This window comes from Eubacterium maltosivorans (genome assembly GCF_002441855.2).
In the GTDB taxonomy this organism is placed as follows: Bacteria; Bacillota; Clostridia; order Eubacteriales; family Eubacteriaceae; genus Eubacterium; species Eubacterium maltosivorans.
This window is the reverse complement of record NZ_CP029487.1, coordinates 1-19278: the sequence shown is the minus strand read 5'-3', so window position 1 is coordinate 19278 and position 19278 is coordinate 1. Positions and strand designations below refer to the sequence as shown.

The window sequence follows — 19278 nt, the reverse complement described above, 5'->3', positions numbered from 1 at the left end:
AACGTTTAAGCCGTCAGACTTTCTAATGTGGATTTCACATAGCATTTTTTAGCAGACTGTCCGCTTGGAAGAGCATTGATTATCGCATCTTCAAAGCCCGCCTGCTTCACTTCATTAAGTGTCAGATTTGTTTCTTCCATTGTCGTTTTTAACAGGGCAATGACGGTTTCTTTCTCTGTTTTCATTTTTTCTGCCTTTGCACAGGCCATCAAAAACAAAGATCTTCCTTTTCTGTCGATACGGTCTGAATAGGCATGTCTTGCGAGAGACATTGCTTTCCGCATCATTTCTGTACTATATAGCATGATTTTAGCACTCCTTTCTTTTTATATTTCTATTATATATATTTACCCAACAGGTGTCATTAGAAACATGTTAAGATGTGTGCTCAATCACATTAAATCAGAAAGGCTTAAGCATTTACAGCCACAGCGTTTCTCCGGTACTGGATAAAAAAGAAAATACCAGCGCCGATTAAGGATGCCCCCAGCCCGGTATAGAAAGTACCGAGATAAAGCGGTGGGATTAAATGTGACATTCTTAAGGTTACCCCAAAAGTAATCATAAAAATCATAATCAGATAGCTCTTTTTATCAAAAAAGCGGTAAAACGGTATTTTCTCGTCTCCGTAATTCATAATACGCGCGCTATGCTTAACCACCATTTTATAAAAAACAAATTTAAAAAACAGGCCAAATACTACCACCGAAAACAACAGGGGCAACACCGGGCTTTGCCAGTTTGCAATCATATCTGGTGTGCCGATACGCATAATGTTAAAGCCTGCAATAAACCAGACGGCACCGGCCAGTACCAGCAGCGTCAGCTTATCAACTCTTGGAATTATTTTTTTCATTTGATTGATCCTTTCTTTATTCGCGATAGAGCACCTGCTCCAGCATCTGGGTTAAAAAGCAGCATTCCTTTTCCCTTTTTCCCATAAGGAGCAGTAAATTGTCAAAAACAAAATCAATGAGCCCTGTTTTTGTGAACTGATCATTCCAGACGTCCTGTCTTATGGCATCGTCGTTCTCCAGAACCTTCAGCAGCCCTTTTTTGATATGCTCAAAATGCCGTGCTTCCTGCTCCTTACCGCTCTGGCCCAGATCAAGCCTGGTAATTTCTTCCAGCCAGCTTTCATAAACTTCCTGCACATTGCAATACAGACGCTCATAGACGCCTTTTATAAAAAGGCAAAAATTCTTTTCTTTAAATAAATCGTCTCCCACGCCATGAAAGGCGGACCGCCAAAAGTCTTCAATAACTGCAATCATCAGCTCACTTTTGGTCGGAAAGTAATTATATATTGCGCCAACAGAGATGCCGCATACAGTGGCAATCCGCCGTATACTGATTTTAGATAGGCTTTCTGCCAGCGCGATTTCCCGGGCAGCCGTCACCAGCGCTTCCCTGGACGTTACGTTTGTATTCATTGTTTCCTCCAAAATGAACGTTGTTCATTTTATAATATTAAATCTTTTTTGCAAGTTTGTCAATCTTTTAAAGCGGAATTATTTTAATTTAATATTTTATAAATAATCCAGCATCTGCAGCGCCTCTGCCAAAGCCCACTATCGCTGCTTTAATTAAACTGATCCTATATTGCTTTTCTGTTTAAAGCTCACAATGCGGGTATATAAAATATTAACAAAATTTGAGAATATTCTGACAGAAAGGAGCACTCATAATGAAAAATCTTGATGAATTAAAAGAAAGAACACAGGAAATAAACAATAAAGCCAGCCAGAAAGCAAAGGAAGCGGTCGATAAGGTGAACGAAAGTGTGGAAAAGGCTGCCGATAAAATAAATGATGCGGCTGAAAATATGGTGGATAAGCTGAACGAAGCGGCCGATAAGGCCAAAGACTCGGTTGAGGAGTCCAGAAAAAAGGTTCAGAGCAACTCTGAAGAAATGGCTTCTAAAGCAAAAACCAAAGCTGATGAAACGATTGACAGGCTAAAGCATAAGACTGACGAGGCCGGCGATGCAGCCAAGGAAAAGACAAATGCGGTCACCGACAAACTCAAGGACCAGCAAGCCCATTAAGCCATTTGAGCCCATATTCTAAGATCTCTTAAACAATAAAAAAGCTACCGCCTAGAACACAGCGATAGCTTTTTTACATAACGATTTTTTATCAAGGCTTAATGTAAGCATAGCCTTCTTCCTGTTTCCGGGCTAACTCAATGACCCCTGCGGGGACAACAGTAACGAAATCGCACAGGTCTTCTTTTGAAAGCTGATGAGCCTTCAACGCGTTTTGACAGGCAGCAATGCACACCTTTCCGTCTGCCAGCTTTTGCAGGCTTTGGTATAGCGGCTCATCAATACGCCTGCGAACCAACCCGGCCACAGCTTCACCGTTCACCACAATCTCGGCCTCAAGAGTAAGCTTGTTATCCTGAATGTACTTAACGGCATTGGCAGCATTGGTTGCCGCCATGCTTAACCGGTCTGTATCATCAACATGAAATAGTATTTTCATTTTAAAACACTTCCTTTAATGGTTTTTCTTAATTATACCCGAATCATCCCTTGCCTATCTGGTCCCGCATAAGCTTTAATCTTCCTTTTGGATTTCTGCTGCCGCTTGCTTTTTCCGTTTAACCAAAACTGTGGTGCAATTTGGGCAGCGCACTGCTTTTTCGGGTATTTCAGTATAGCAGTAAGGACAGGTTTTTGTTTTTTCTTCATCCACCTCGCTGTCCTTTGTTTTTCTGAGGCCTGCCAGCTTGTTCATGCCCTTGACCATTAAAAAAATGACGAAGGCCATGATAATGAAATTAATAACCGCTGTTACAAAGGCGCCATACCGGATACTGGCATCACCAATATTAATTGCAAGATTACTGAAATCAACACCGCCAAAAAGGCCAAGAACTGGCGAAATAATGTCCCCGGTCAATGAGCTGATAATTCCCTGAAAGGCTGCGCCCATAATCACCGCGACAGCCAGTTCCATCACATTGCCTCTGAGCGCAAACTCTTTGAATTCTTTGAGTAAATTTTTCATCGATACAATCCTTCCCTAAGTTGTTTTAATAAATATATCCAACTTACAGAAAAAAACAACATTTTTTGTCAACTTTTTAAAACCAGTGGTTCCGCTTAAAATAGATAATCGAGGCAATGATCACTCCGGCGCTCAGAATAATAACCATAGGGTAGCCGTAAAGGCTCTGATACTCCGGCATATTAAAATTCATACCATACCAGCCTGCAATCAGGCTGAGCGGAAAAAAGATGGTGGTGATAACCGTAAATAATTTCATTGTTGTATTGAGGTTTATGTCGACCTCGGCCTGATAAGCCTCCCGTATCTGAGTCACATATTCGATGAGCGAGAGCACGTTGTTATAAAGGCGGTCCACTTTCCCCGACAAAATTCGCAGCAGTTTTAAAGACTGATGATCAAAAAGCTTATTTTCATTTAAATCAATATACTTAAAAACAACACTGACCTGTTCATAATATCTTTTCAGCAGTACCAGTTTTTTTCTGTAGCCGATAATATTATTCACATAGTTTTTATTTCTTTTGTCATTGATGATCTTTTTCTCAAGCGCCATAATTTTCTCTTCAAATTTATCCAGGTAACTGTTATCGTCCTCCAGGAGCTTGTCAAAAAGATGAAACAGCAGCCGTCCAAAACTCACCTCGAGCTTATCGTACACTGAAATCTGCTCAAGAATTCTGCTGACAAACGCCATATCCTCACAGACAATCAAAAAAGCGTTTTCCTGGATAAACAGATGCATTGTGGGGACATCCAGCTTCATTACCGCCAGATCGACCACGGCAATGCAGAGCATATCCAGATGGTCGTAGCTTTCAAAGCGAATCGAGTCATTGGACAGCGTCCGATTTAAAAACCCGGCATGAAGTCCAAATTTATCCCCCTGCCCGCTGGCCTCCTCATATGTGTAGACACCAATATATTTCTTATCCGGCTCCAGCGCCGTTTTTTCCTCTGCACGGTGAATCCCCGATTTTTCCATCAAATATAACATTTCACAATCCATTCCTAATCCTGTATTTTATGGGAGATTAATCATCAGCACTCCGTAGGCCCGCTCGTTAACCCAAACGGACAGCGAGGCCTGCGAAACCCTGAAAACGCCGTAGCCCTCTGCATCTATGAAAACCGGCTCCGAAAAATGGCGGGTACAGTCTCTGAAGAACTGACCTGCAAAGGTGGCTCCAAGATACATACGCTTTTCACCTTCCGGTCCGTTGGAGAGTAAAACTCCAATACCAGAATCCGGATGCTCGACGTCCCCTTCTCTTGTCCATCCCACAATATTCGCATCGTCAAAATAATCGTGCTGCTGTCCGTAAGCGTAAAGGCTCCGGACCCTCAAAAGCATTTCCAATCCAATGACTGCCGGCAGGTTATCGTGGGGCATGCCGTAATAATCCCCATAAAAAATACAGGGATAACCGCCTTCCCGCAGCAGGATCACCGCGTAGGCCTGGGGTTTAAACCATTCCTGAACCCAGGACTCCAGAGACTGTCCTGGCTGGGTATCGTGGTTATCCACAAAGGTTACCGCTTTATCTGGAAAAGTGGTGACCAGCGTGTTTTCCAGAAGACTGCCCATATCAAAGGCCTGTCCCTCACAGGAGGCCTGATGAAATTTAAAATGCAGAGGCACGTCAAAGAGCGACATGCTCCAGTTGCAGACCTTAAAATAATGCTCCAGCGTTTCGACCTCCGCACTCCAGTATTCGCCCACTGAAAAAAGCTCCTTGCCAGTTGTCTCTCTGAGATAGGAGAGCCATTCATCAAAAAACTCAAAACGAATATGCTTGACCGCATCCAGACGGAAACCGTCCATATTGGCGGTTTCGAGGTACCATTTTCCCCACCGCTTCAGCTCCTCGACCACCTCGCGGTTGGTCATATCAACATCTGCGCCCATCAGGTAGTCATAATTGCCGTTTTCCGGATCGACCTCGCTGTCCCAGCCCTTGTCATGGAACCGGTAAATACCGCCGCTGTTGCTTTTATTATCCCAGTCTGTCCCGTCAAAATAACGCCAGTTCCAGGTGAAATCCGAGTATTTTCCATCTCTTCCCGGAAAGGTAAACCTTGTCCAGGCTGTGATAACGCTTTTTTCGCCGATTTGCTCGTTACGGTCTGTTTCCTTACTCTGGATCGCTTCTGTTTCCTCACATTCATCCGCGCCAATCCGGTGGTTTAATACAATATCGGCTAAAACCTGAATTCCCTCATTGTGAAAGGCGTCAATAGCCATCAGGTACTCTTCGCGGGTGCCGTATTTGGTGGCAACATCCCCCTTTTGATCAAATTCTCCAAGGTCGTATGTATCGTAAACCGCATAGCCCACATCGTAAATACCATCCGCTCCCTTATAGGCAGGCGGCAGCCATACAGCAGTGATTCCAGCTTTTTTCAGATTTCCCGCCTGAGCGGCACAACGCTTCCATAACAGCTTATCCGCCGGGAGGTACCATTCAAAATACTGCATCATTGTTCCGTTATTCATTTTATCACCTTCTCATAACGATTATAGGTTTGAGCTTTTATTATATCATGCAGAGATTATAAAAACATTAAACCACAATGAAAACGACGCCACGTTTTAATAAAATAAAAGACACGCCCTCAGACGTGCCCGGATTTGCTTAATCGTGTTTATTCAACATCCGCCGCTGCATCGGGCTTCGGTGATTCCGAATCAATACATCCCTGCGGAAATTCGGCGGAGCAAATGGTTTCCTCGTAGATATACTCACCGCACTTACCTGTGTTGTCGGCTGTCAAGGCGGCACCTCTTTTATCTTTTAAAAATGCGCTTGTATCCTTTTCCATCATAAATACCTCCTTTTAGTGTTATCTAGTTTTTACCCAAAGACCGGGTGAAAATAACACTTCTCCCTAAATTTCAGAAAAGGAGAAAATCAATGGTTCGATGTTGTATTTTTTTATTTGAACAAGTATAATAGCACTGAGCCAAAACGTTCAACTAACAAAAGAAAAGGAGAAAAATATGGGCTTTCAATTTGGTAAGAGAGGCTATACCTTTGGTGTAATAGCCATTATTCTGTGGGCGCTTAATATTCTGCTGACCTTTAAAAACAACACTAACCCTGTTTCGCTTGTTTTAAGTGGTCTGATTATCGTCTGCGGCGCTGTGGCCTTTTTTATGGGGAAAAAAGAACTGGCGGCGGACCCGAAAAACGATAATGCCAAAACCGGACGGACCATTGGTCTTATGGTGGTTGTTTTTAAATTTGCCAGTCTGCTGTTTTTTATATTCGGCGGTGGACGTCTTTTCTAATTACCTTATGCCTGGATTACCAGGCTTTTTTTAATACAAAAAGAAGCTCCCACCAAAAAAGCGGAAGCCCCAGAGAGAAATGAAAAGTTTTCTGGTGTCTGCTTTATTATAGCTGCTTTCTGACCAGAGCACCAGTTAAAAGCTTGTTAAATTATATAGAAGTTAAGCTTTCGATCGCGTCATCTGAGCAGCCCAATGCTTTCAGCACTGCTTCGGTGTGATAACCGACCGGATAACCGCCGAACCGGTATTGGGCGGGGCTTTCGGACAGCTTGACTGCAGTGCCGTACTGGGGGACCTTCTTACCATCCGACAGCGGCAGCTCTACCTCTACCACCATTTCACGCGCGCGAATATGCGCGTCCTCCAACAAAGCCTCCTGTACTGAGAGCACTGGCTCCACACACACATCGCAGCCGTCAAAAACAGCCATCCACTCATCTCTTGTTTTTTCCTTGAGAATCCCCCTTATGACCTCCTTGACTGCCTTTACGTCCTCTGGCCACACCGATCCCTCGATCAAATCCTCACGCCCGATGCAATGGCAAAACTCTGCCCAAAATTTTGGCTCAAGAGCGCCAACACTCAGGTATTGCCCATCTTTTGTCTCATAAAAATCATACATACAGCCGCCATTCAGGCGCTCGCCTTCCCGCTTCGGAACTTTTCCAGCTGCCAGAAAGGCAGTGCCGTCCATACCATTAAAGGGAATAAGGCCGTCCAGCATGGCAATATCCACACGCTGTCCTTTCCCCGTCCGATTCCGGTACTGGACCGCTGCCAAAATTCCAATGACTGAATTCATCGAGCCAACCGCCACATCCGCAACCTGCATATTGGTCAGGACTGGTCCTGTTTCTGCACGTCCGGCCTGGGCCATGTTTCCGCTTCTTGCCAGGTAATTAATATCATGTCCAGCCCTATGGCTCAGAGGCCCTGTCTGTCCATAGCCAGTTAAGGAGCAGTAGATCAGGCGCGGGTTGATCTCGGCAAGGGCTTCATAGCCCAGCCCCAGTTTCTCCATAACCCCAGGTCTGAACTGCTCCATCACAATATCGTATTCCATGATCAGCTTTTTGACGACTTCTACGGCTCCGGGCTTTTTCAAATTCAGCAGCATGGTCTTTTTATTGCGCCCAAGCCAAGCCTGGTTCGCCGATACAGTGGTCCCCTCAATAAAAGGCGGATAGTCCAATACAATATCCGGCTTGCCCGGCCCGCTTATTTTCAGTACCTCTGCCCCCAGGTCTGCCAGCATGGTTGTAGCGAAAGGACCCGGCAAAAGGGTTGAAAAATCCAGTATTTTCAATCCCTCCAGAGCACCTTCTTCTCTTTTATCGGTCATTGTATAATTCCCTCCCATTTTTTAGCTTCATTTTAACAGAATGACTGCCATTATGCAAAAAACAAAAATGCCTCCGGCGGACCGGAGACAAAAAATGAGGGGAAAAGAATTATTCAATTCTTTTCAGTCGCTTTTGCCTTTAAAGACAAAAGCTCTTTGGAATTCCTCATTATTTTATTCTTTCGATGCTAAAGTTTCAATGTATTTTGCCTCTGTTTACTGCTAAAATCTTGACAGAAAAAGAGGCTGGGCGACCATAAAACAGACCACTATTTTTACTATATCTGTTTCAACATTCCAAAAGGGTAAATTTTTGCCTTTTTTTATTCTTTTTCGCTCATCGCTTTGAACAAAGGGTTAAAAAGTTCTTGGATAGTAACTCCTGTATCAAAATATTTATCGATGCTGTTAAAAGCTTCAACCATTCTCTCTGGAATTCCTTGTCTTTGAAGCGATATGCCGCAGCATTGTTCCACCCCTAGAGCAACCTCTTTTGCCAATCCTGCTGCGTTCTCTACCTTATCTGCCAAATACTTTAAACAGCAGCGGTGGATAAGTCGGAGGATTTTATACCAGAGAGGTCGCTCTGGCACCAAATCTGTCTTTAATTCCAGACGCTCGACATTTTTTCCAAAGTCAAATCCAAAATCACATAAAATACAATTTGCTTCAATTTCCTCTTTTAACACAATCTTGCGAATATCCAGATCAACACTTATACCATCCGCATAATTTAAGATTAAAATCCCTTTTGGATTTTCTGTATAATTGGTCATGGCTAAATATCCATAACCTGATATTATTTTTTCCAGTTGTGCTACTGCTACACTTCCAGTTAAAATCAAGTCAATATCCGAAAAACGGCTGGCCTTTCCCGCAGCCAGAGAGCCCTCTAAAACAAGTGAAAGTCGCTGCTCGCTGCAGATGGCCTGCATATAATCTATATATTGCCTATGTTTTGGTGTTGGATAACTTATTTTCATCTTTACTCTCTCATATTCTAAATAAAGCCGATTTTTCTTAAAAGTTTATTGGCATCTTGCTGAATGGCTACTAAGAGTGTTATTCATTATGCCCTTTGGATATATTTGTTCTATACAAAATACAAACACCTTTAATCTTGAAAGGAGTGATTTCTATGATGTCAGAACTCGTAAATCCTGGTACAGACAATCAGGCACCAGGTACCTATAAGGAAGTAGGCCCACGCGGCGGTGAAATTAAAAACGGCCGTGTCGTCACAATCGCCAAGGGCGACCGCCTTCCCCCTACTCAGGAAGCCGGCCATAAATGGAAAAAGCAATAATTTTCAAGCCACTGCCTGTCAGTGGCTTTTTCTATACTCGCATGTTATAATGAGCAAAAAGGGCGTGAATTCTATGTCAATGCATTTTGTCAGCTCTACCCTGGTCGATTCCATCGGGTACCACAATGGGAATCTGTATATCCAGTTTAAAAACGGTAATCTATACGAATATTTTAATGTCCCTTTCCGCCATTACCAGGGCATGCTGGCCGCGAAATCTGTCGGCAAATATTACGGAAGGTACATCCGTGGGCAGTATCCCCGCAAAAAGATCGCCTACAACCTATAGACAGCAGGTCATCAAATTGGCTGTGGCGTATTGTTCTCCGATTTTAAAGAATTTTTCATAGACACCGATGGTTCTAAAACCAAACTTCTCATAAAGGTGGACAGCAGTCTTATTATCTGACCGGACCTCCAGCTCAACGATCTCACAGCTTGTGCTCTCCTTTGCGAAATCCATCAGGGCCTGCATCATTTTTGTAGCAATTCCCTGGTTCCAGTACGGTTTCCGAACCGTCAAACCCAGCTCTCCCCGATGGCGGATACGCGGTTTATTATAGGCTGTAATCGAGCCCAGAGCCACGATTTCATCATTAATTTTTCCAACATATATGACTGATCCCTCGTCTTTTCTTGTTTTTTGGATAAAAGCCTCCTGGGCTTCCAGTGTCATGCCAGAGCCTTCTCTGCCAAAGGTTAAATTGTCGCTCTCAGCGCCGATTGCATCGCGATATTTTAAGAGCGCCTCTACGTCCTTCTTCTCAGCCTGCACAATGGTTAGATCCTCTATTCTGTACACCTCCTCTTTTAAATTTCCAGCACTATATTATAATCTAAATTCCATTTTTTAACAACAGAAAAATCCCCGGTTCGCAAGGAGCTGGGGATTTTAAAAAAGGAAAAGTTGGGGGAGTAAGTTTTATTAATTTAAGTAAGAGGTATGTGTGTTCAAAACTAATTATACCCCTGTCAGCATATTTTAATCATATCTGAAATCTAAATAATTATATTTTTCTTCTTTTTAAAATGAACGCTCTCTTCTGGCGTCAGCTTATCGACTTCTTTCAGCATTTCCTCGAGAATATTATCAATCAGCCCGTCCACGTAAAAAATATCCAGATTGCGTCGCTTTTCTTCCGGTGTTATTTTCATTCTTTCTCCTTTTATCTAAAAATCCTGTTCTGGCCTGTCTCAGACATACTGGTAAACAAGCTGAACATAGAACATATTTCCGTATTTATAGCGCCAGCCCCCGTTTGCTTTCAGGGCGATGGGGTTTAAATAGGTCACTTCTTCGCCGCCGGATTTCTGTCTGGCGTATTCCTCTGCCAGCTCTATGGTGTAGATACCTCCGTTTTCCGCGATAAAGTCCAGAAATTCGTCACCGAAATTGTAGGCCTGCACGACGGTGTTAAAATCACAGCCCTTTTCCGCAGCAAGTCTCAACAGCTTTGCAAAATAGCGGCATCCCTGGTTGATGGACTCTTCTGTCTCCAGGCTGTTCGGCGGCAGCCCCAGTGATTCGCTGGACTGCATTACATCCTCATGGTTGCCTCCGGATTCTACCTGCATGACCGCCAGCAGATAATCCGTGTATTCTTCTATCCCATACTCGGCAGCGTACTGCGCGACCACCGGTCTGTACTCAACAACCGCTGACGAAAGTCCCTCTTCCTGAGATTTGTCATTGTTTTTATTTCCCCTTCCAGCCATAAAGCTGCAGTTAAGAAGAAGGATCCCTGTGATCACCACGATTCCCCAGATAAGCGGCCTGAACCGTTTTTTCTTTCTGGAACGCCTTCTTTTCTTCATAAATTTAAAGTCCCTTTCAAAATAATGTTCAGACACTATTCTAATCTTTAAATCTTATATAAGAATTAATTTAAGCCCTCTATTAAATGTAAATTTAATAAAATTGTGCTGAACCATTTATCCCCAGGCACCGGGTACAAATAAAAAAGCCCGTCCCCCAATCAGACACTGGGTTTCAGGCATCTTTTTTACTATACTGGAGCGGAAGACGGGATTCGAACCCGCGGTCCCCGGCTTGGGAAGCCAGTGCTCTACCACTGAGCCACTTCCGCTTAATAAAACTGGTATTCTGTCTTTCGTGCTTTCGGCTTGTGTTACACTCCCGGACACTCCAAATTCCGGATTTGAGTTAACTTTGTATAAGTGATTCACCTTAAATCAAACCATAGATTTAGGTTCCCTACTTATCACTGAGCCACTTCGCACATGAGCAACTGCATATTATCTTACTCTTTTCCTTTGAAAATGTCAATAATATTTCAAAAAAATTTATGAACGGGCATAAGTAAAACCGATGTTTCATTATTTTCTTTTAGGATATATTAATGTAAAGGTGTGCTATAATGCTATTAAGAATTTAATTAAGGAAGTGATTTTTATGAATGGGCAAATCTTTAATCCGATTCCCTTCGAAATAACGATGGATACTCTGAACGACGCGCTGAAGCTTCGGAACCGTAAACGGCTTTTAAACCAGGCGCAGATTCTGCTGGATCAGACGAATGCCGCCGCGGTGCCTAAGGCACTGGTGATCTCCGGCTCTGTCGATGAAAAAACAGAAACGCGGATCGTGATCAACGGCGCGGCTTTTACAAGCCCGAAGCTTATGGCAAATCTGGATGAGGGCGATGCCCTTTACGCGTACATTGCGACCTGCGGCACTGAAATTGACGCTTACGCGGCTTCCTTAACGGATCAGATGGATCTTTTTATGATGGATGGTATCATGAACCTTCTGGTGGGCGCTGGAAAGGCCTTTGTATCAAAACAGGTTGGCAGTGCTGCCAGCTGGCCGGATATTTACGATTATGTTCCCGGCGCGGGCGAAGCCTGGCCAAAGGAGGAACAGGTCAAACTTTTTAACCTATTTGGCGGTTATCCGGCCGAAATCGGGGTTTCAATGGAGGACGCGGCCTTTGTCCTGCCCAGAAGATCTACCATCGGTATTTTGTCAAAAACGAAGTAATCTGCAAAGAGCCTGCAAGGGCTCTTTTTTAAATAAAAAAAGCCGCTATATCAGCGACTAAAGTTTAAAATTGGAGGTGCCACCCGGAATTGAACCGGGGATAGAGGTGTTGCAGACCTTTGCCTTACCGCTTGGCTATGGCACCTTAATAGTGGAGCGGAAGACGAGATTTGAACTCGCGACCCTCGCCTTGGCAAGGCGATGCTCTACCACTGAGCCACTTCCGCTTAATAATTGATTAACACTGTCTGACCACTTGATGATTAAAGTGGTGCCCAGAGGCGGAATCGAACCACCGACACGAGGATTTTCAGTCCTCTGCTCTACCGACTGAGCTATCTGGGCTTGCATAAACTTGCAGTGACAAGTATTAATTATACCGCCTCAAATTAATGTTGTCAAGTACTTTTTTAGAAAAAAATAAATACTTTTACGTTTATGTACAATAGAAATGGCGACCTGGAAGAGACTCGAACTCTCGACCTCCAGCGTGACAGGCTGGCATTCTAACCAACTGAACTACCAGGCCGCAGTACATAAAAAATGGTGGTCGCTATAGGGCTCGAACCTATGACCCCCTGCTTGTAAGGCAGGTGCTCTCCCAGCTGAGCTAAGCGACCATCAACTTGAGTACGTGCATTATTATACGGCAGCACGCACTCTTTGTCAACACTTTTTCACACAAATTTTAAAAAAACTTGAGTTGTAAAATAAAACGCATAGAACAAATGAACTTTTTAAGGGGGTTTTACTATGACACACGAGCAACGCTCTGAACTCATGGAGCTTGCAACGAAAGCTTTTCACTATAATTATGATCTGGGCCGTGCTTCGGCTTTGGATAATGACTTATCCCTTTACAGCCAGTCTGACCCGGAATTTGATTTTATTAACTTTCTATACAATGCATTTGAGGTTGAGGAGGATATGAAAAATGACGAAAGATCAAAAAAATAATTTAATCGCCTACTTTGCCATAGCATTGAGCGACGCTTATACCTATGGATTGGCTCAATCGAATCTTGAACACGATACGGTAAAGGCAGATCGGGCAAGACATAAATCAATGGATGAATTTTTGGAATATTTAAATTCGATTGAATTGACGGAGGATAATGCCTAATGCGACTACCTAAAAAAGAAAAACCCGTCCCCCGTCTGGCCTTATCCCTTGAGGAACTGAAAAAGCTCTACAATGATGCGGTCTTTCAAAAGCAGTACAATCACCTGCTCCCGCTGATCATGATTGTACCCGAGGGAGGCCGCGTCACCATCTATCAGCCGCCTGCCTTTCCCAGTCAGGCAAGCCATTATCATTATGAATAAAAACGCATGATCATTCAGCCTGATTCTGCTTAACCGCTACAGGCTTGAAAATAAATAAAACTTAAAGGAGAAAAATTTATGGAAGCAAAATTACTCGGTTATTTACCCATGGACTTTGAAACTAAGGAAGGCAACCGCATTGAAGGGGTCAAGCTCTTTATCGTCTATAATGACGATGCTGAAAACCTTCAGGGTGCCCGCACGGCGGATATCTTTGTTTCACACAAGATTGCCAAAGACTACAATTTCAAGGAGTACTTGAACAAGTTTGTCTTTATCTACTTCAACAACAAAGGTAAGTTTTACGCCATGGACTTAATCAACGTTGACGATCAGAAGAAAGCCTGACAGGTGAAACCATGGTTTTTATCACAGGTTTTATCATTGGCGCAGTCTGTGTCTACGGTGTGGTCAAATGGTCGGTACACTCCGGTTGTCAGGGCGAGTACAAGTTCTGTACCGGGTGCCCGCTTAAGGGTGGTTTCCCCATGACCGACGATCTGGACGATTTAGAAGAACCAGAGGAGGTCACACGGAATGTTTCTGACACGCCTGACACTAGCCCTCGAAAACTCCGCCAGTTCTTTGACGAATGATCTAACACCAACGGTAGTCCCGTCACCAACCGCCAGCCCGACCCCTACGGTGGTGGCAGAGTCGGTGACGGATACCGTGAACGCTTTGAATACCATCATTGAACGGCTGGATCAGATCACCATCATGATGTATCTGGCCGTAGGTGTTACGGCGGCCATCATTGTTTGTCTGATCTTTTACAAGTGTATATCTGCCTTTGTCGATTACTGACAGGCGGTTATATAAATTCAAAAGAAGGAGGTACGCCTATGTCTGAAGAACCGGTTGTCAATGCTTTTCTGATCACCGCTGATCTCATCAAGCCTGTTACCACCTCCATTAACTCCGGCCTGGGGGTTATGGTCCCCATCGGCCTTGGTATCATGGGTACGATGATTGGCATCAGCCTGATTCGTCGTGTCATTTATACCTTCCTGTAAAATCTAAACGAAAGGAGCTTTATTTATGGAAATCACCGCTGACATGTTAAAACCCGTCACCGACTCCATCAATTCCGGCTTAACCACGCTGGTGCCCATCGGCCTTGGCATCATGGGCACCATGATCGGTATCAGCCTGATTCGCCGGATAATCTACACTTTCCTGTAGCATCAACCAATCATTTTTAATCCTCTTAAAAAAACCTGCCACCACTCCCCCTGTGGTAGGCAGGTTTTTAATTTAGTTAAACATGATGTAGACAATGAATAAAATAAACATGGTTCCATATATACATCCATATCCTATTAATTTATGTTTGCTTATCCATCTATCTATATCCTTTATCACAGGAATATTTAAGCGATCTTCAGGACATACGATTAACAGAATACCAAAAACTGCTATTAGCAATAAAGCTAGTAATGTAAGCATTTTGAACATTTTCATACCCCCAGTCTGTATTTTAAATAATTATACCATGAAGGAGTAACGAATGGAATCTATAAATACTCATAAGATTAAATATAAGTTTATTGCAATTTTAATGGCTTTAGTTATTGCTATTACTCCTTTCAGTTCTATACATAGAGTAAAAGCCAATACGATTGAGGATACTCTAAAATTTGGTATTCCAGTTGTTGCATTGATTTTAGCGGCATTAACTTCAAACGGTGCTATCTCCGGCGGCTATAAGGTATCCCCTGCCGATCTTTCTTCCATCACCGAAAAAGCTCAAGCCAACCTCCAAGCCGCCGGATCCGCCGCCATCGACCAAGCCAACAAACTAGGCGAAGCCATCAAGTCCGGTGCCGAGAGCGCCAAAATCAAAGCCCTTGCCAGTGGGGCGGTGATCTATGCGTTTTTGCAGGCGATACAGGAAACACTTTGGAATTTTGAAACTCCGAATCCAAGTGCTCTTCCCGGTTTTGATAATTATGATTATTTAGCCAATACAGCTAATTTTACTTGGTATTTTAATGATGCGAACGTTAATACTTTGGACTATTTTTTCCCAATTACCTATCCCACCAGCTGGGAACAAACTACTTACAATCGTCATAATGCTTTAGGGACGGCTGGTCTTGCAAAACCAGATAAATATAAAAACGGCTCAATTACAGGTTATGTAAGGGCAGTTACTTCGAGTGGTCAAGTGTATTCTTATGATTGTTATAATATGGGAACTTATTTTATCATTGTTTATGATACGTCTGAAAATTTAAGTGTTTTAGGTGAACTTGTTATGGGCACATCGCATGTATTAAATCCATCTGTGAACCAGATTGCTAAATCAGATTCCCTTACCATTCCCACCGTCCTCCCTCAAACCATCATCAACAATATAAACACCTGGGATGGCACCAGCGACCTTGTTCTCGCCCCGCCATTACCCTACGACATCCCAACCGGAGAAGACCTCGTGATCGACCCCAGCTATACCGGTTCTGAAGTCGAAGACCCCGATACCCCAGACATCCCGGATAAACCAGAAGACATTGACATGCCCTGGCTCTCCGCCCTTCTCGCACTCCTCGGCCTTGGCAATCCATCCCTTGACGGCATCGAAGCAGGTGTTAAAACCGCCATTGACACCATCATTGACGGCATCACCGCCACCGCCCAGGACGTCTTTGACGGTAGTAAAGAAATCTTCGGCAATATCACCGATGCCTTGACCGGGATCGACGCAACGGTTCAATCCGGCATTGACGCTTTAACGGGTTCGATCTCGGTTCCCTTAACCAATATCGCCGACTTTGCCTTGTCCGTCCCGGACTTCTTCGCGATCCCCGAGGGAAAAAGCATCGCAACACCCATCATTGAGCAGATACCACAGGTCTTTCCCATCGTGGACCAGATGAATACTGCCTTGAATAAAATCACCGTTGAGACAAGGCCCCTGATCATCTACTATCCCTACCTTGACGGTTCCACCAAACAGATCACCCTGGACTGGTACGAGCCCGCCCGAGAACAGGTCAAGCACGGCGTGGGTCTGCTCTTTAAAGTCGTTACGGCTTTAGCCTGCTTCGCCATGGTCTCCAACGTCTTTGGCATTGGCATTCGTGTTGGAACTGGACAAGCCTACACCGATAACAATTCCGGCGGTGGCAGTGGCAATAGCCGAAAGAAGGAGGATTAAACCATGCTCGAAAAATTCGGCCTGTATAACTGGCTTTACAGTCTGGTCGCCGGAATGGTCGGCGCCTTTCCAAAGGTCGAGCTTCCGCCCGACGCCATGACCGTCTTTGACAACCTCACCGACTACTGCGCCGTCATTGGCCACTACATTCCCTTAGATATCTTCCTGGCCTGCTCCGGCATCATTCTGACGGTCTGGGTGGTCTGTGCCATCATCTCGGCAGTATTGCAGCTCCTTTAGCACACATCGCGCGTCTGCCCTTCATGGGCAGGCGGGCGGTGTGCATCGGGTGTACCGCATCGCGTCCCCTTTCACCGTAACCACCCGGCCACCGTCACGGCGGCAGTACACCTGCGCTTGTTTCAGTCGGCGCTCACGCATCGGTCACATCCTCTGTCCTTCCGCCATTGGCAGAAATTATAAGTACAGACACTCATTTTTAACCGCTGATACTTTATTCCGTCCCTCATCCACTCTGATCAGCGCGCATCAAACACAAAATAAACAAAAAAATAAAAGGAGAAACTGTTATGAATTATATCATCCCTTTTATCGCCTTTACCGTTTTCTTTATCTTTTACATGATGAAATTTAAACCCTTGATCGCCCTTTTTTTGGGCATTGTCGATTTTATTAAGCTTGATAAAAAGAAGTTCCGGGGCTTTGGCTTCTGGCTCTACTGCGGTCTTGGCGGTTCCGGTAAAACCATCTCCATGGTTGAGTATTTAAACCGCATGCATAAAAAATACCCCAAACTTAAAATCTATACGAATTTCAACTACAAATACGCGGACGGAAAGATTACCAGCTGGCAGGACTTAATCGATTATGACAACGGCGATGACGGTATTATCTTTGGCTTTGATGAAATCCACCTGACCTTTGCGTCCCAGAAATGGCAGGACTGCCCGGACAACATGCTTGACTACATCAGCCAACAGAGAAAGCTTCACAAGCAGATCGTGGCCAGCGCCCAGGTGTTTACCAGAGTCGACAAAAAGCTGAGAGAACAGACCAACTTTGTCATTGAATGTAAATCCCTGTTCTTCGGCCGATGGATTTTCAACAAAGCCTTTAACACTGCCGAGTACCTCGCCAATGATGAAAAGGCAGATCGTGGCGCAAGAAAACGACACCGGGCATGGCGTTATAACTTTGTGGCCTACAATAAAATCCGTCACAGCTATGACACCATGCAGTTAATGAAAGAGCTTAAGAAGGGGAAAAGCCCTCTGGAGCAGCAGAAAACCAGCTTAAAGCAGCTATTGGAGGTGGATTAAATGTGTTTGACATCCTGTTAGCCCTGTTCATCTTCGCCTACTTTGTCTGGGCGGTTGTCTTTTGGATTAAATATCTTTATAACAAATTGAAACTTTGAGAGGTTTAAAATGAACATTAAATACATTCCCGTCATTATCTGCGGGATTGCCTTTTTCCTGTCCCTGCTGGCTTATCTGGCCTATTTACTCGTCCCGGTAAAGTATCTTCAATCAAAGCACTATGTCACGGAAATGATGGCCTTTATCGCTATTATGCTGTGTCTGATTGATACGGTATTCTTGTTGACCATTGAGATTATACATATGCTGTAAATTAACAATCCGGTGTAGGTGCGCTAAGCTAGTATTACCTTAGCGCACCTCTGTGACTTGTGACAAAACCGTAAAAACAGTGGTTTAAAGCCATTGTAAACAATGAACAAGTTTGTGACAATGTTGTGACAAACTTCTGTGACAAAAAGGGGGAAAAATGAAGGATACACGCTCGAGGAAGTGGCAGATAACGATCAATAATCCCAAGGAAAAGGGCTTTACCCACGAAAAGATTAAAGAACAGCTTGGTACCTTTAAAAGCTGTGTGTATTGGTGCTTAAGTGACGAGATTGGCGAAACGGGTACTTATCACACCCATGTCTTTATGGCCTGCTCCGATGCCGTGCGCTTTTCCACCATCAAGAAAAAGTTTGAACGTGCGCATTTTGAGATGGCTAAGGGCACCAGTAAAGAAAACCGGGATTATATTTACAAAGAAGGGAAGTGGGCTAACGACAAGAAAAAAGAAACCAATTTACCGGAAACCCATGAGGAGTTTGGCGATATGCCTGTTGAGCGTCAAGGCCAAAGAAATGACCTCATAGATTTGTACGACATGATTAAACAAGGGTTATCAAACTTTGACATCATCGAGGAGAACCCGGCTTACATGATGCACATTGATAAGATTGAGCGGGCAAGGCAGATTGTCAAGGAGGAGAAATTCAAAAACGTTTTAAGGGATTTGGAAGTCACTTATATCTGGGGCGAAACGGGAACCGGAAAAACACGGTCGGTCATGGATCAGTACGGTTATGAAAATGTGTACCGCATCACAGACTATGATCATCCTTTTGACAGTTACAAGGGCCAGGACGTGGTCATTTTCGAGGAGTTCAGAAGCTCCCTGAAGATTCAGGAAATGCTCAACTATTTAGACCGCTACCCGCTGGAGCTTCCCTGCCGCTATCTGAATAAGATTGCCTGCTACACCAAGGTCTATATCATTTCGAACATTCCGCTGACCTGTCAGTATGATTTCATTCAGCAGCAGTACCCGGAAACCTGGGAGGCCTTTTGCAGGCGGATTTATAACATCAAGCATTTCACAAGGGAAAAACCTGTTGAGGATGAAAAGATTGATGGGTTTGAACAGTTAAGCTTTTGAAAAACGCCTTTACCGGCTCGGATCGGCACCGCAGCCACGACAGTTTTGTGTTAAAATATTGTTTTGTACGTTATAGGGGGTAACGATCATGGGACAGCATTTGACAGAACGTGAACGGTATAAAATTGAAAATT

Annotated in this window: 31 protein-coding genes and 6 tRNA genes; 18 read left to right on the top strand and 19 right to left on the bottom strand. The window is 44.0% G+C overall.

Annotated elements, in window-relative coordinates; translation table 11 throughout:
- Nucleotides 1-5 precede the first annotated feature (5 nt).
- The 3 genes from CPZ25_RS00170 to CPZ25_RS00160 all read right to left on the bottom strand — a co-directional run bounded on the left by CPZ25_RS00170 (nt 6) and on the right by CPZ25_RS00160 (nt 1433).
- Complete coding sequence (locus CPZ25_RS00170; protein ID WP_058695187.1) at nt 6-305, bottom strand: hypothetical protein; 300 nt, start codon at nt 303-305, stop codon at nt 6-8.
- A 107-nt stretch (nt 306-412) separates the two neighbouring features.
- Nucleotides 413-856: a hypothetical protein gene (locus tag CPZ25_RS00165; RefSeq protein ID WP_058695188.1), complete on the bottom strand. Its 444-nt coding sequence runs from the start codon at nt 854-856 to the stop codon at nt 413-415.
- 16 nt (nt 857-872) lie between these two features.
- Nucleotides 873-1433, bottom strand: coding sequence for a TetR/AcrR family transcriptional regulator (locus CPZ25_RS00160; RefSeq protein ID WP_058695189.1), 561 nt, complete (start codon nt 1431-1433; stop codon nt 873-875).
- A 254-nt stretch (nt 1434-1687) separates the two neighbouring features.
- Here CPZ25_RS00160 and CPZ25_RS00155 point away from each other — a divergent pair, with 254 nt between their 5' ends.
- On the top strand, nt 1688-2047 hold the full coding sequence (locus CPZ25_RS00155; RefSeq protein WP_058695190.1) for a hypothetical protein: 360 nt from the start codon (nt 1688-1690) through the stop codon (nt 2045-2047).
- Between the two features lie 91 nt (nt 2048-2138).
- On the opposite strand, the gene CPZ25_RS00150 is transcribed toward CPZ25_RS00155, so the two are convergent.
- The 5 genes from CPZ25_RS00150 to CPZ25_RS00130 form a co-directional block, all read right to left on the bottom strand.
- Nucleotides 2139-2486, bottom strand: coding sequence for a DsrE family protein (locus tag CPZ25_RS00150; RefSeq protein ID WP_074618212.1), 348 nt, complete (start codon nt 2484-2486; stop codon nt 2139-2141).
- 75 nt (nt 2487-2561) lie between these two features.
- Nucleotides 2562-3014 carry a large conductance mechanosensitive channel protein MscL gene (mscL, locus tag CPZ25_RS00145; protein ID WP_058695192.1) on the bottom strand — a complete coding sequence of 151 codons (453 nt, stop codon included), beginning with the start codon at nt 3012-3014 and terminating at the stop codon, nt 2562-2564.
- 76 nt (nt 3015-3090) lie between these two features.
- Nucleotides 3091-4011, bottom strand: coding sequence for a magnesium transporter CorA family protein (locus CPZ25_RS00140; protein ID WP_167495127.1), 921 nt, complete (start codon nt 4009-4011; stop codon nt 3091-3093).
- A gap of 27 nt (nt 4012-4038) precedes the next feature.
- Nucleotides 4039-5511 carry an alpha-amylase gene (locus tag CPZ25_RS00135; protein ID WP_058695194.1) on the bottom strand — a complete coding sequence of 491 codons (1473 nt, stop codon included), beginning with the start codon at nt 5509-5511 and terminating at the stop codon, nt 4039-4041.
- Nucleotides 5512-5660: 149 nt separating this feature from the next.
- Nucleotides 5661-5840, bottom strand: coding sequence for a hypothetical protein (locus CPZ25_RS00130; RefSeq protein ID WP_013379641.1), 180 nt, complete (start codon nt 5838-5840; stop codon nt 5661-5663).
- Between the two features lie 175 nt (nt 5841-6015).
- Here CPZ25_RS00130 and CPZ25_RS00125 point away from each other — a divergent pair, with 175 nt between their 5' ends.
- The gene (locus CPZ25_RS00125) at nt 6016-6306 is read left to right on the top strand and encodes a hypothetical protein (protein WP_058695195.1); all 291 of its coding nucleotides are present in this window, start codon (nt 6016-6018) and stop codon (nt 6304-6306) included.
- Nucleotides 6307-6457: 151 nt separating this feature from the next.
- Here CPZ25_RS00125 and CPZ25_RS00120 read toward each other — a convergent pair whose 3' ends face one another.
- Together CPZ25_RS00120 and CPZ25_RS00115 are read right to left on the bottom strand one after the other, a co-directional pair.
- Nucleotides 6458-7651, bottom strand: a complete 1194-nt coding sequence (locus tag CPZ25_RS00120; RefSeq protein ID WP_167495126.1) for a CaiB/BaiF CoA transferase family protein — start codon at nt 7649-7651, stop codon at nt 6458-6460.
- A 323-nt stretch (nt 7652-7974) separates the two neighbouring features.
- The gene (locus CPZ25_RS00115) at nt 7975-8634 is read right to left on the bottom strand and encodes a hypothetical protein (RefSeq protein WP_133067067.1); all 660 of its coding nucleotides are present in this window, start codon (nt 8632-8634) and stop codon (nt 7975-7977) included.
- Between the two features lie 155 nt (nt 8635-8789).
- Between CPZ25_RS00115 and CPZ25_RS00110 the strand changes: the two genes are divergently transcribed.
- Both CPZ25_RS00110 and CPZ25_RS00105 read left to right on the top strand, forming a co-directional pair.
- Nucleotides 8790-8957: a YjzC family protein gene (locus tag CPZ25_RS00110; protein ID WP_013379637.1), complete on the top strand. Its 168-nt coding sequence runs from the start codon at nt 8790-8792 to the stop codon at nt 8955-8957.
- A 73-nt stretch (nt 8958-9030) separates the two neighbouring features.
- Complete coding sequence (locus CPZ25_RS00105; protein WP_207670837.1) at nt 9031-9246, top strand: KTSC domain-containing protein; 216 nt, start codon at nt 9031-9033, stop codon at nt 9244-9246.
- On the opposite strand, the gene CPZ25_RS00100 is transcribed toward CPZ25_RS00105, so the two are convergent.
- From CPZ25_RS00100 to CPZ25_RS00090, 4 genes are all read right to left on the bottom strand, one after another.
- Entirely contained in the window at nt 9241-9759 is a 519-nt protein-coding gene (locus tag CPZ25_RS00100; protein ID WP_096919292.1) for a GNAT family N-acetyltransferase, read from the bottom strand. The two genes, CPZ25_RS00105 and CPZ25_RS00100, sit on opposite strands and share 6 nt — an antisense overlap.
- A gap of 197 nt (nt 9760-9956) precedes the next feature.
- Nucleotides 9957-10112, bottom strand: a complete 156-nt coding sequence (locus tag CPZ25_RS20285; RefSeq protein WP_158501363.1) for a hypothetical protein — start codon at nt 10110-10112, stop codon at nt 9957-9959.
- A gap of 39 nt (nt 10113-10151) precedes the next feature.
- Nucleotides 10152-10772 carry a lysozyme family protein gene (locus CPZ25_RS00095; protein ID WP_058695200.1) on the bottom strand — a complete coding sequence of 207 codons (621 nt, stop codon included), beginning with the start codon at nt 10770-10772 and terminating at the stop codon, nt 10152-10154.
- Between the two features lie 197 nt (nt 10773-10969).
- Nucleotides 10970-11044: transfer RNA gene (locus CPZ25_RS00090), tRNA-Gly, on the bottom strand.
- A 326-nt stretch (nt 11045-11370) separates the two neighbouring features.
- On the opposite strand from CPZ25_RS00090, the gene CPZ25_RS00085 reads away from it, so the two are divergent.
- Nucleotides 11371-11958 carry a hypothetical protein gene (locus CPZ25_RS00085; RefSeq protein WP_058695201.1) on the top strand — a complete coding sequence of 196 codons (588 nt, stop codon included), beginning with the start codon at nt 11371-11373 and terminating at the stop codon, nt 11956-11958.
- A 71-nt stretch (nt 11959-12029) separates the two neighbouring features.
- On the opposite strand, the gene CPZ25_RS00080 is transcribed toward CPZ25_RS00085, so the two are convergent.
- From CPZ25_RS00080 to CPZ25_RS00060, 5 genes are all read right to left on the bottom strand, one after another.
- Nucleotides 12030-12103, bottom strand: a tRNA-Cys gene (locus CPZ25_RS00080).
- Between the two features lie 7 nt (nt 12104-12110).
- A tRNA-Gly gene (locus CPZ25_RS00075) sits at nt 12111-12185 on the bottom strand.
- 42 nt (nt 12186-12227) lie between these two features.
- A tRNA-Phe gene (locus CPZ25_RS00070) sits at nt 12228-12303 on the bottom strand.
- A gap of 107 nt (nt 12304-12410) precedes the next feature.
- A tRNA-Asp gene (locus CPZ25_RS00065) sits at nt 12411-12487 on the bottom strand.
- 15 nt (nt 12488-12502) lie between these two features.
- A tRNA-Val gene (locus CPZ25_RS00060) sits at nt 12503-12578 on the bottom strand.
- 133 nt (nt 12579-12711) lie between these two features.
- Here CPZ25_RS00060 and CPZ25_RS00055 point away from each other — a divergent pair.
- The 13 genes from CPZ25_RS00055 (at nt 12712) to CPZ25_RS00005 (ending at nt 19144) form a co-directional block, all read left to right on the top strand.
- Nucleotides 12712-12915, top strand: coding sequence for a hypothetical protein (locus tag CPZ25_RS00055; RefSeq protein ID WP_096919290.1), 204 nt, complete (start codon nt 12712-12714; stop codon nt 12913-12915).
- Nucleotides 12893-13081 (top strand): hypothetical protein, encoded by a 189-nt coding sequence (locus CPZ25_RS00050; RefSeq protein WP_096919289.1) that lies wholly within the window; start codon nt 12893-12895, stop codon nt 13079-13081. Before CPZ25_RS00055 ends, CPZ25_RS00050 begins: the two co-directional genes overlap by 23 nt.
- Nucleotides 13081-13284 (top strand): hypothetical protein, encoded by a 204-nt coding sequence (locus tag CPZ25_RS00045; protein WP_096919288.1) that lies wholly within the window; start codon nt 13081-13083, stop codon nt 13282-13284. Before CPZ25_RS00050 ends, CPZ25_RS00045 begins: the two co-directional genes overlap by 1 nt.
- 78 nt (nt 13285-13362) lie before the next feature.
- Nucleotides 13363-13632: a hypothetical protein gene (locus CPZ25_RS00040; protein WP_096919287.1), complete on the top strand. Its 270-nt coding sequence runs from the start codon at nt 13363-13365 to the stop codon at nt 13630-13632.
- An 11-nt stretch (nt 13633-13643) separates the two neighbouring features.
- Nucleotides 13644-13880 (top strand): hypothetical protein, encoded by a 237-nt coding sequence (locus CPZ25_RS00035; RefSeq protein WP_133067066.1) that lies wholly within the window; start codon nt 13644-13646, stop codon nt 13878-13880.
- On the top strand, nt 13822-14091 hold the full coding sequence (locus CPZ25_RS00030; RefSeq protein WP_096919286.1) for a hypothetical protein: 270 nt from the start codon (nt 13822-13824) through the stop codon (nt 14089-14091). Before CPZ25_RS00035 ends, CPZ25_RS00030 begins: the two co-directional genes overlap by 59 nt.
- A gap of 38 nt (nt 14092-14129) precedes the next feature.
- Nucleotides 14130-14300, top strand: coding sequence for a hypothetical protein (locus CPZ25_RS20280; RefSeq protein ID WP_167495125.1), 171 nt, complete (start codon nt 14130-14132; stop codon nt 14298-14300).
- Nucleotides 14301-14325: 25 nt separating this feature from the next.
- Nucleotides 14326-14469: a hypothetical protein gene (locus tag CPZ25_RS20275; RefSeq protein ID WP_167495124.1), complete on the top strand. Its 144-nt coding sequence runs from the start codon at nt 14326-14328 to the stop codon at nt 14467-14469.
- A 325-nt stretch (nt 14470-14794) separates the two neighbouring features.
- Nucleotides 14795-16444: a hypothetical protein gene (locus CPZ25_RS00025; protein WP_096919284.1), complete on the top strand. Its 1650-nt coding sequence runs from the start codon at nt 14795-14797 to the stop codon at nt 16442-16444.
- A 3-nt stretch (nt 16445-16447) separates the two neighbouring features.
- Nucleotides 16448-16684, top strand: a complete 237-nt coding sequence (locus CPZ25_RS00020; protein WP_096919283.1) for a hypothetical protein — start codon at nt 16448-16450, stop codon at nt 16682-16684.
- 290 nt (nt 16685-16974) lie between these two features.
- On the top strand, nt 16975-17724 hold the full coding sequence (locus CPZ25_RS00015; RefSeq protein WP_096919282.1) for a zonular occludens toxin domain-containing protein: 750 nt from the start codon (nt 16975-16977) through the stop codon (nt 17722-17724).
- Nucleotides 17725-17832: 108 nt separating this feature from the next.
- Nucleotides 17833-18036, top strand: coding sequence for a hypothetical protein (locus tag CPZ25_RS00010; protein WP_096919281.1), 204 nt, complete (start codon nt 17833-17835; stop codon nt 18034-18036).
- 157 nt (nt 18037-18193) lie between these two features.
- Nucleotides 18194-19144 carry a replication protein gene (locus CPZ25_RS00005; RefSeq protein WP_096919280.1) on the top strand — a complete coding sequence of 317 codons (951 nt, stop codon included), beginning with the start codon at nt 18194-18196 and terminating at the stop codon, nt 19142-19144.
- Nucleotides 19145-19278 lie beyond the last annotated feature (134 nt).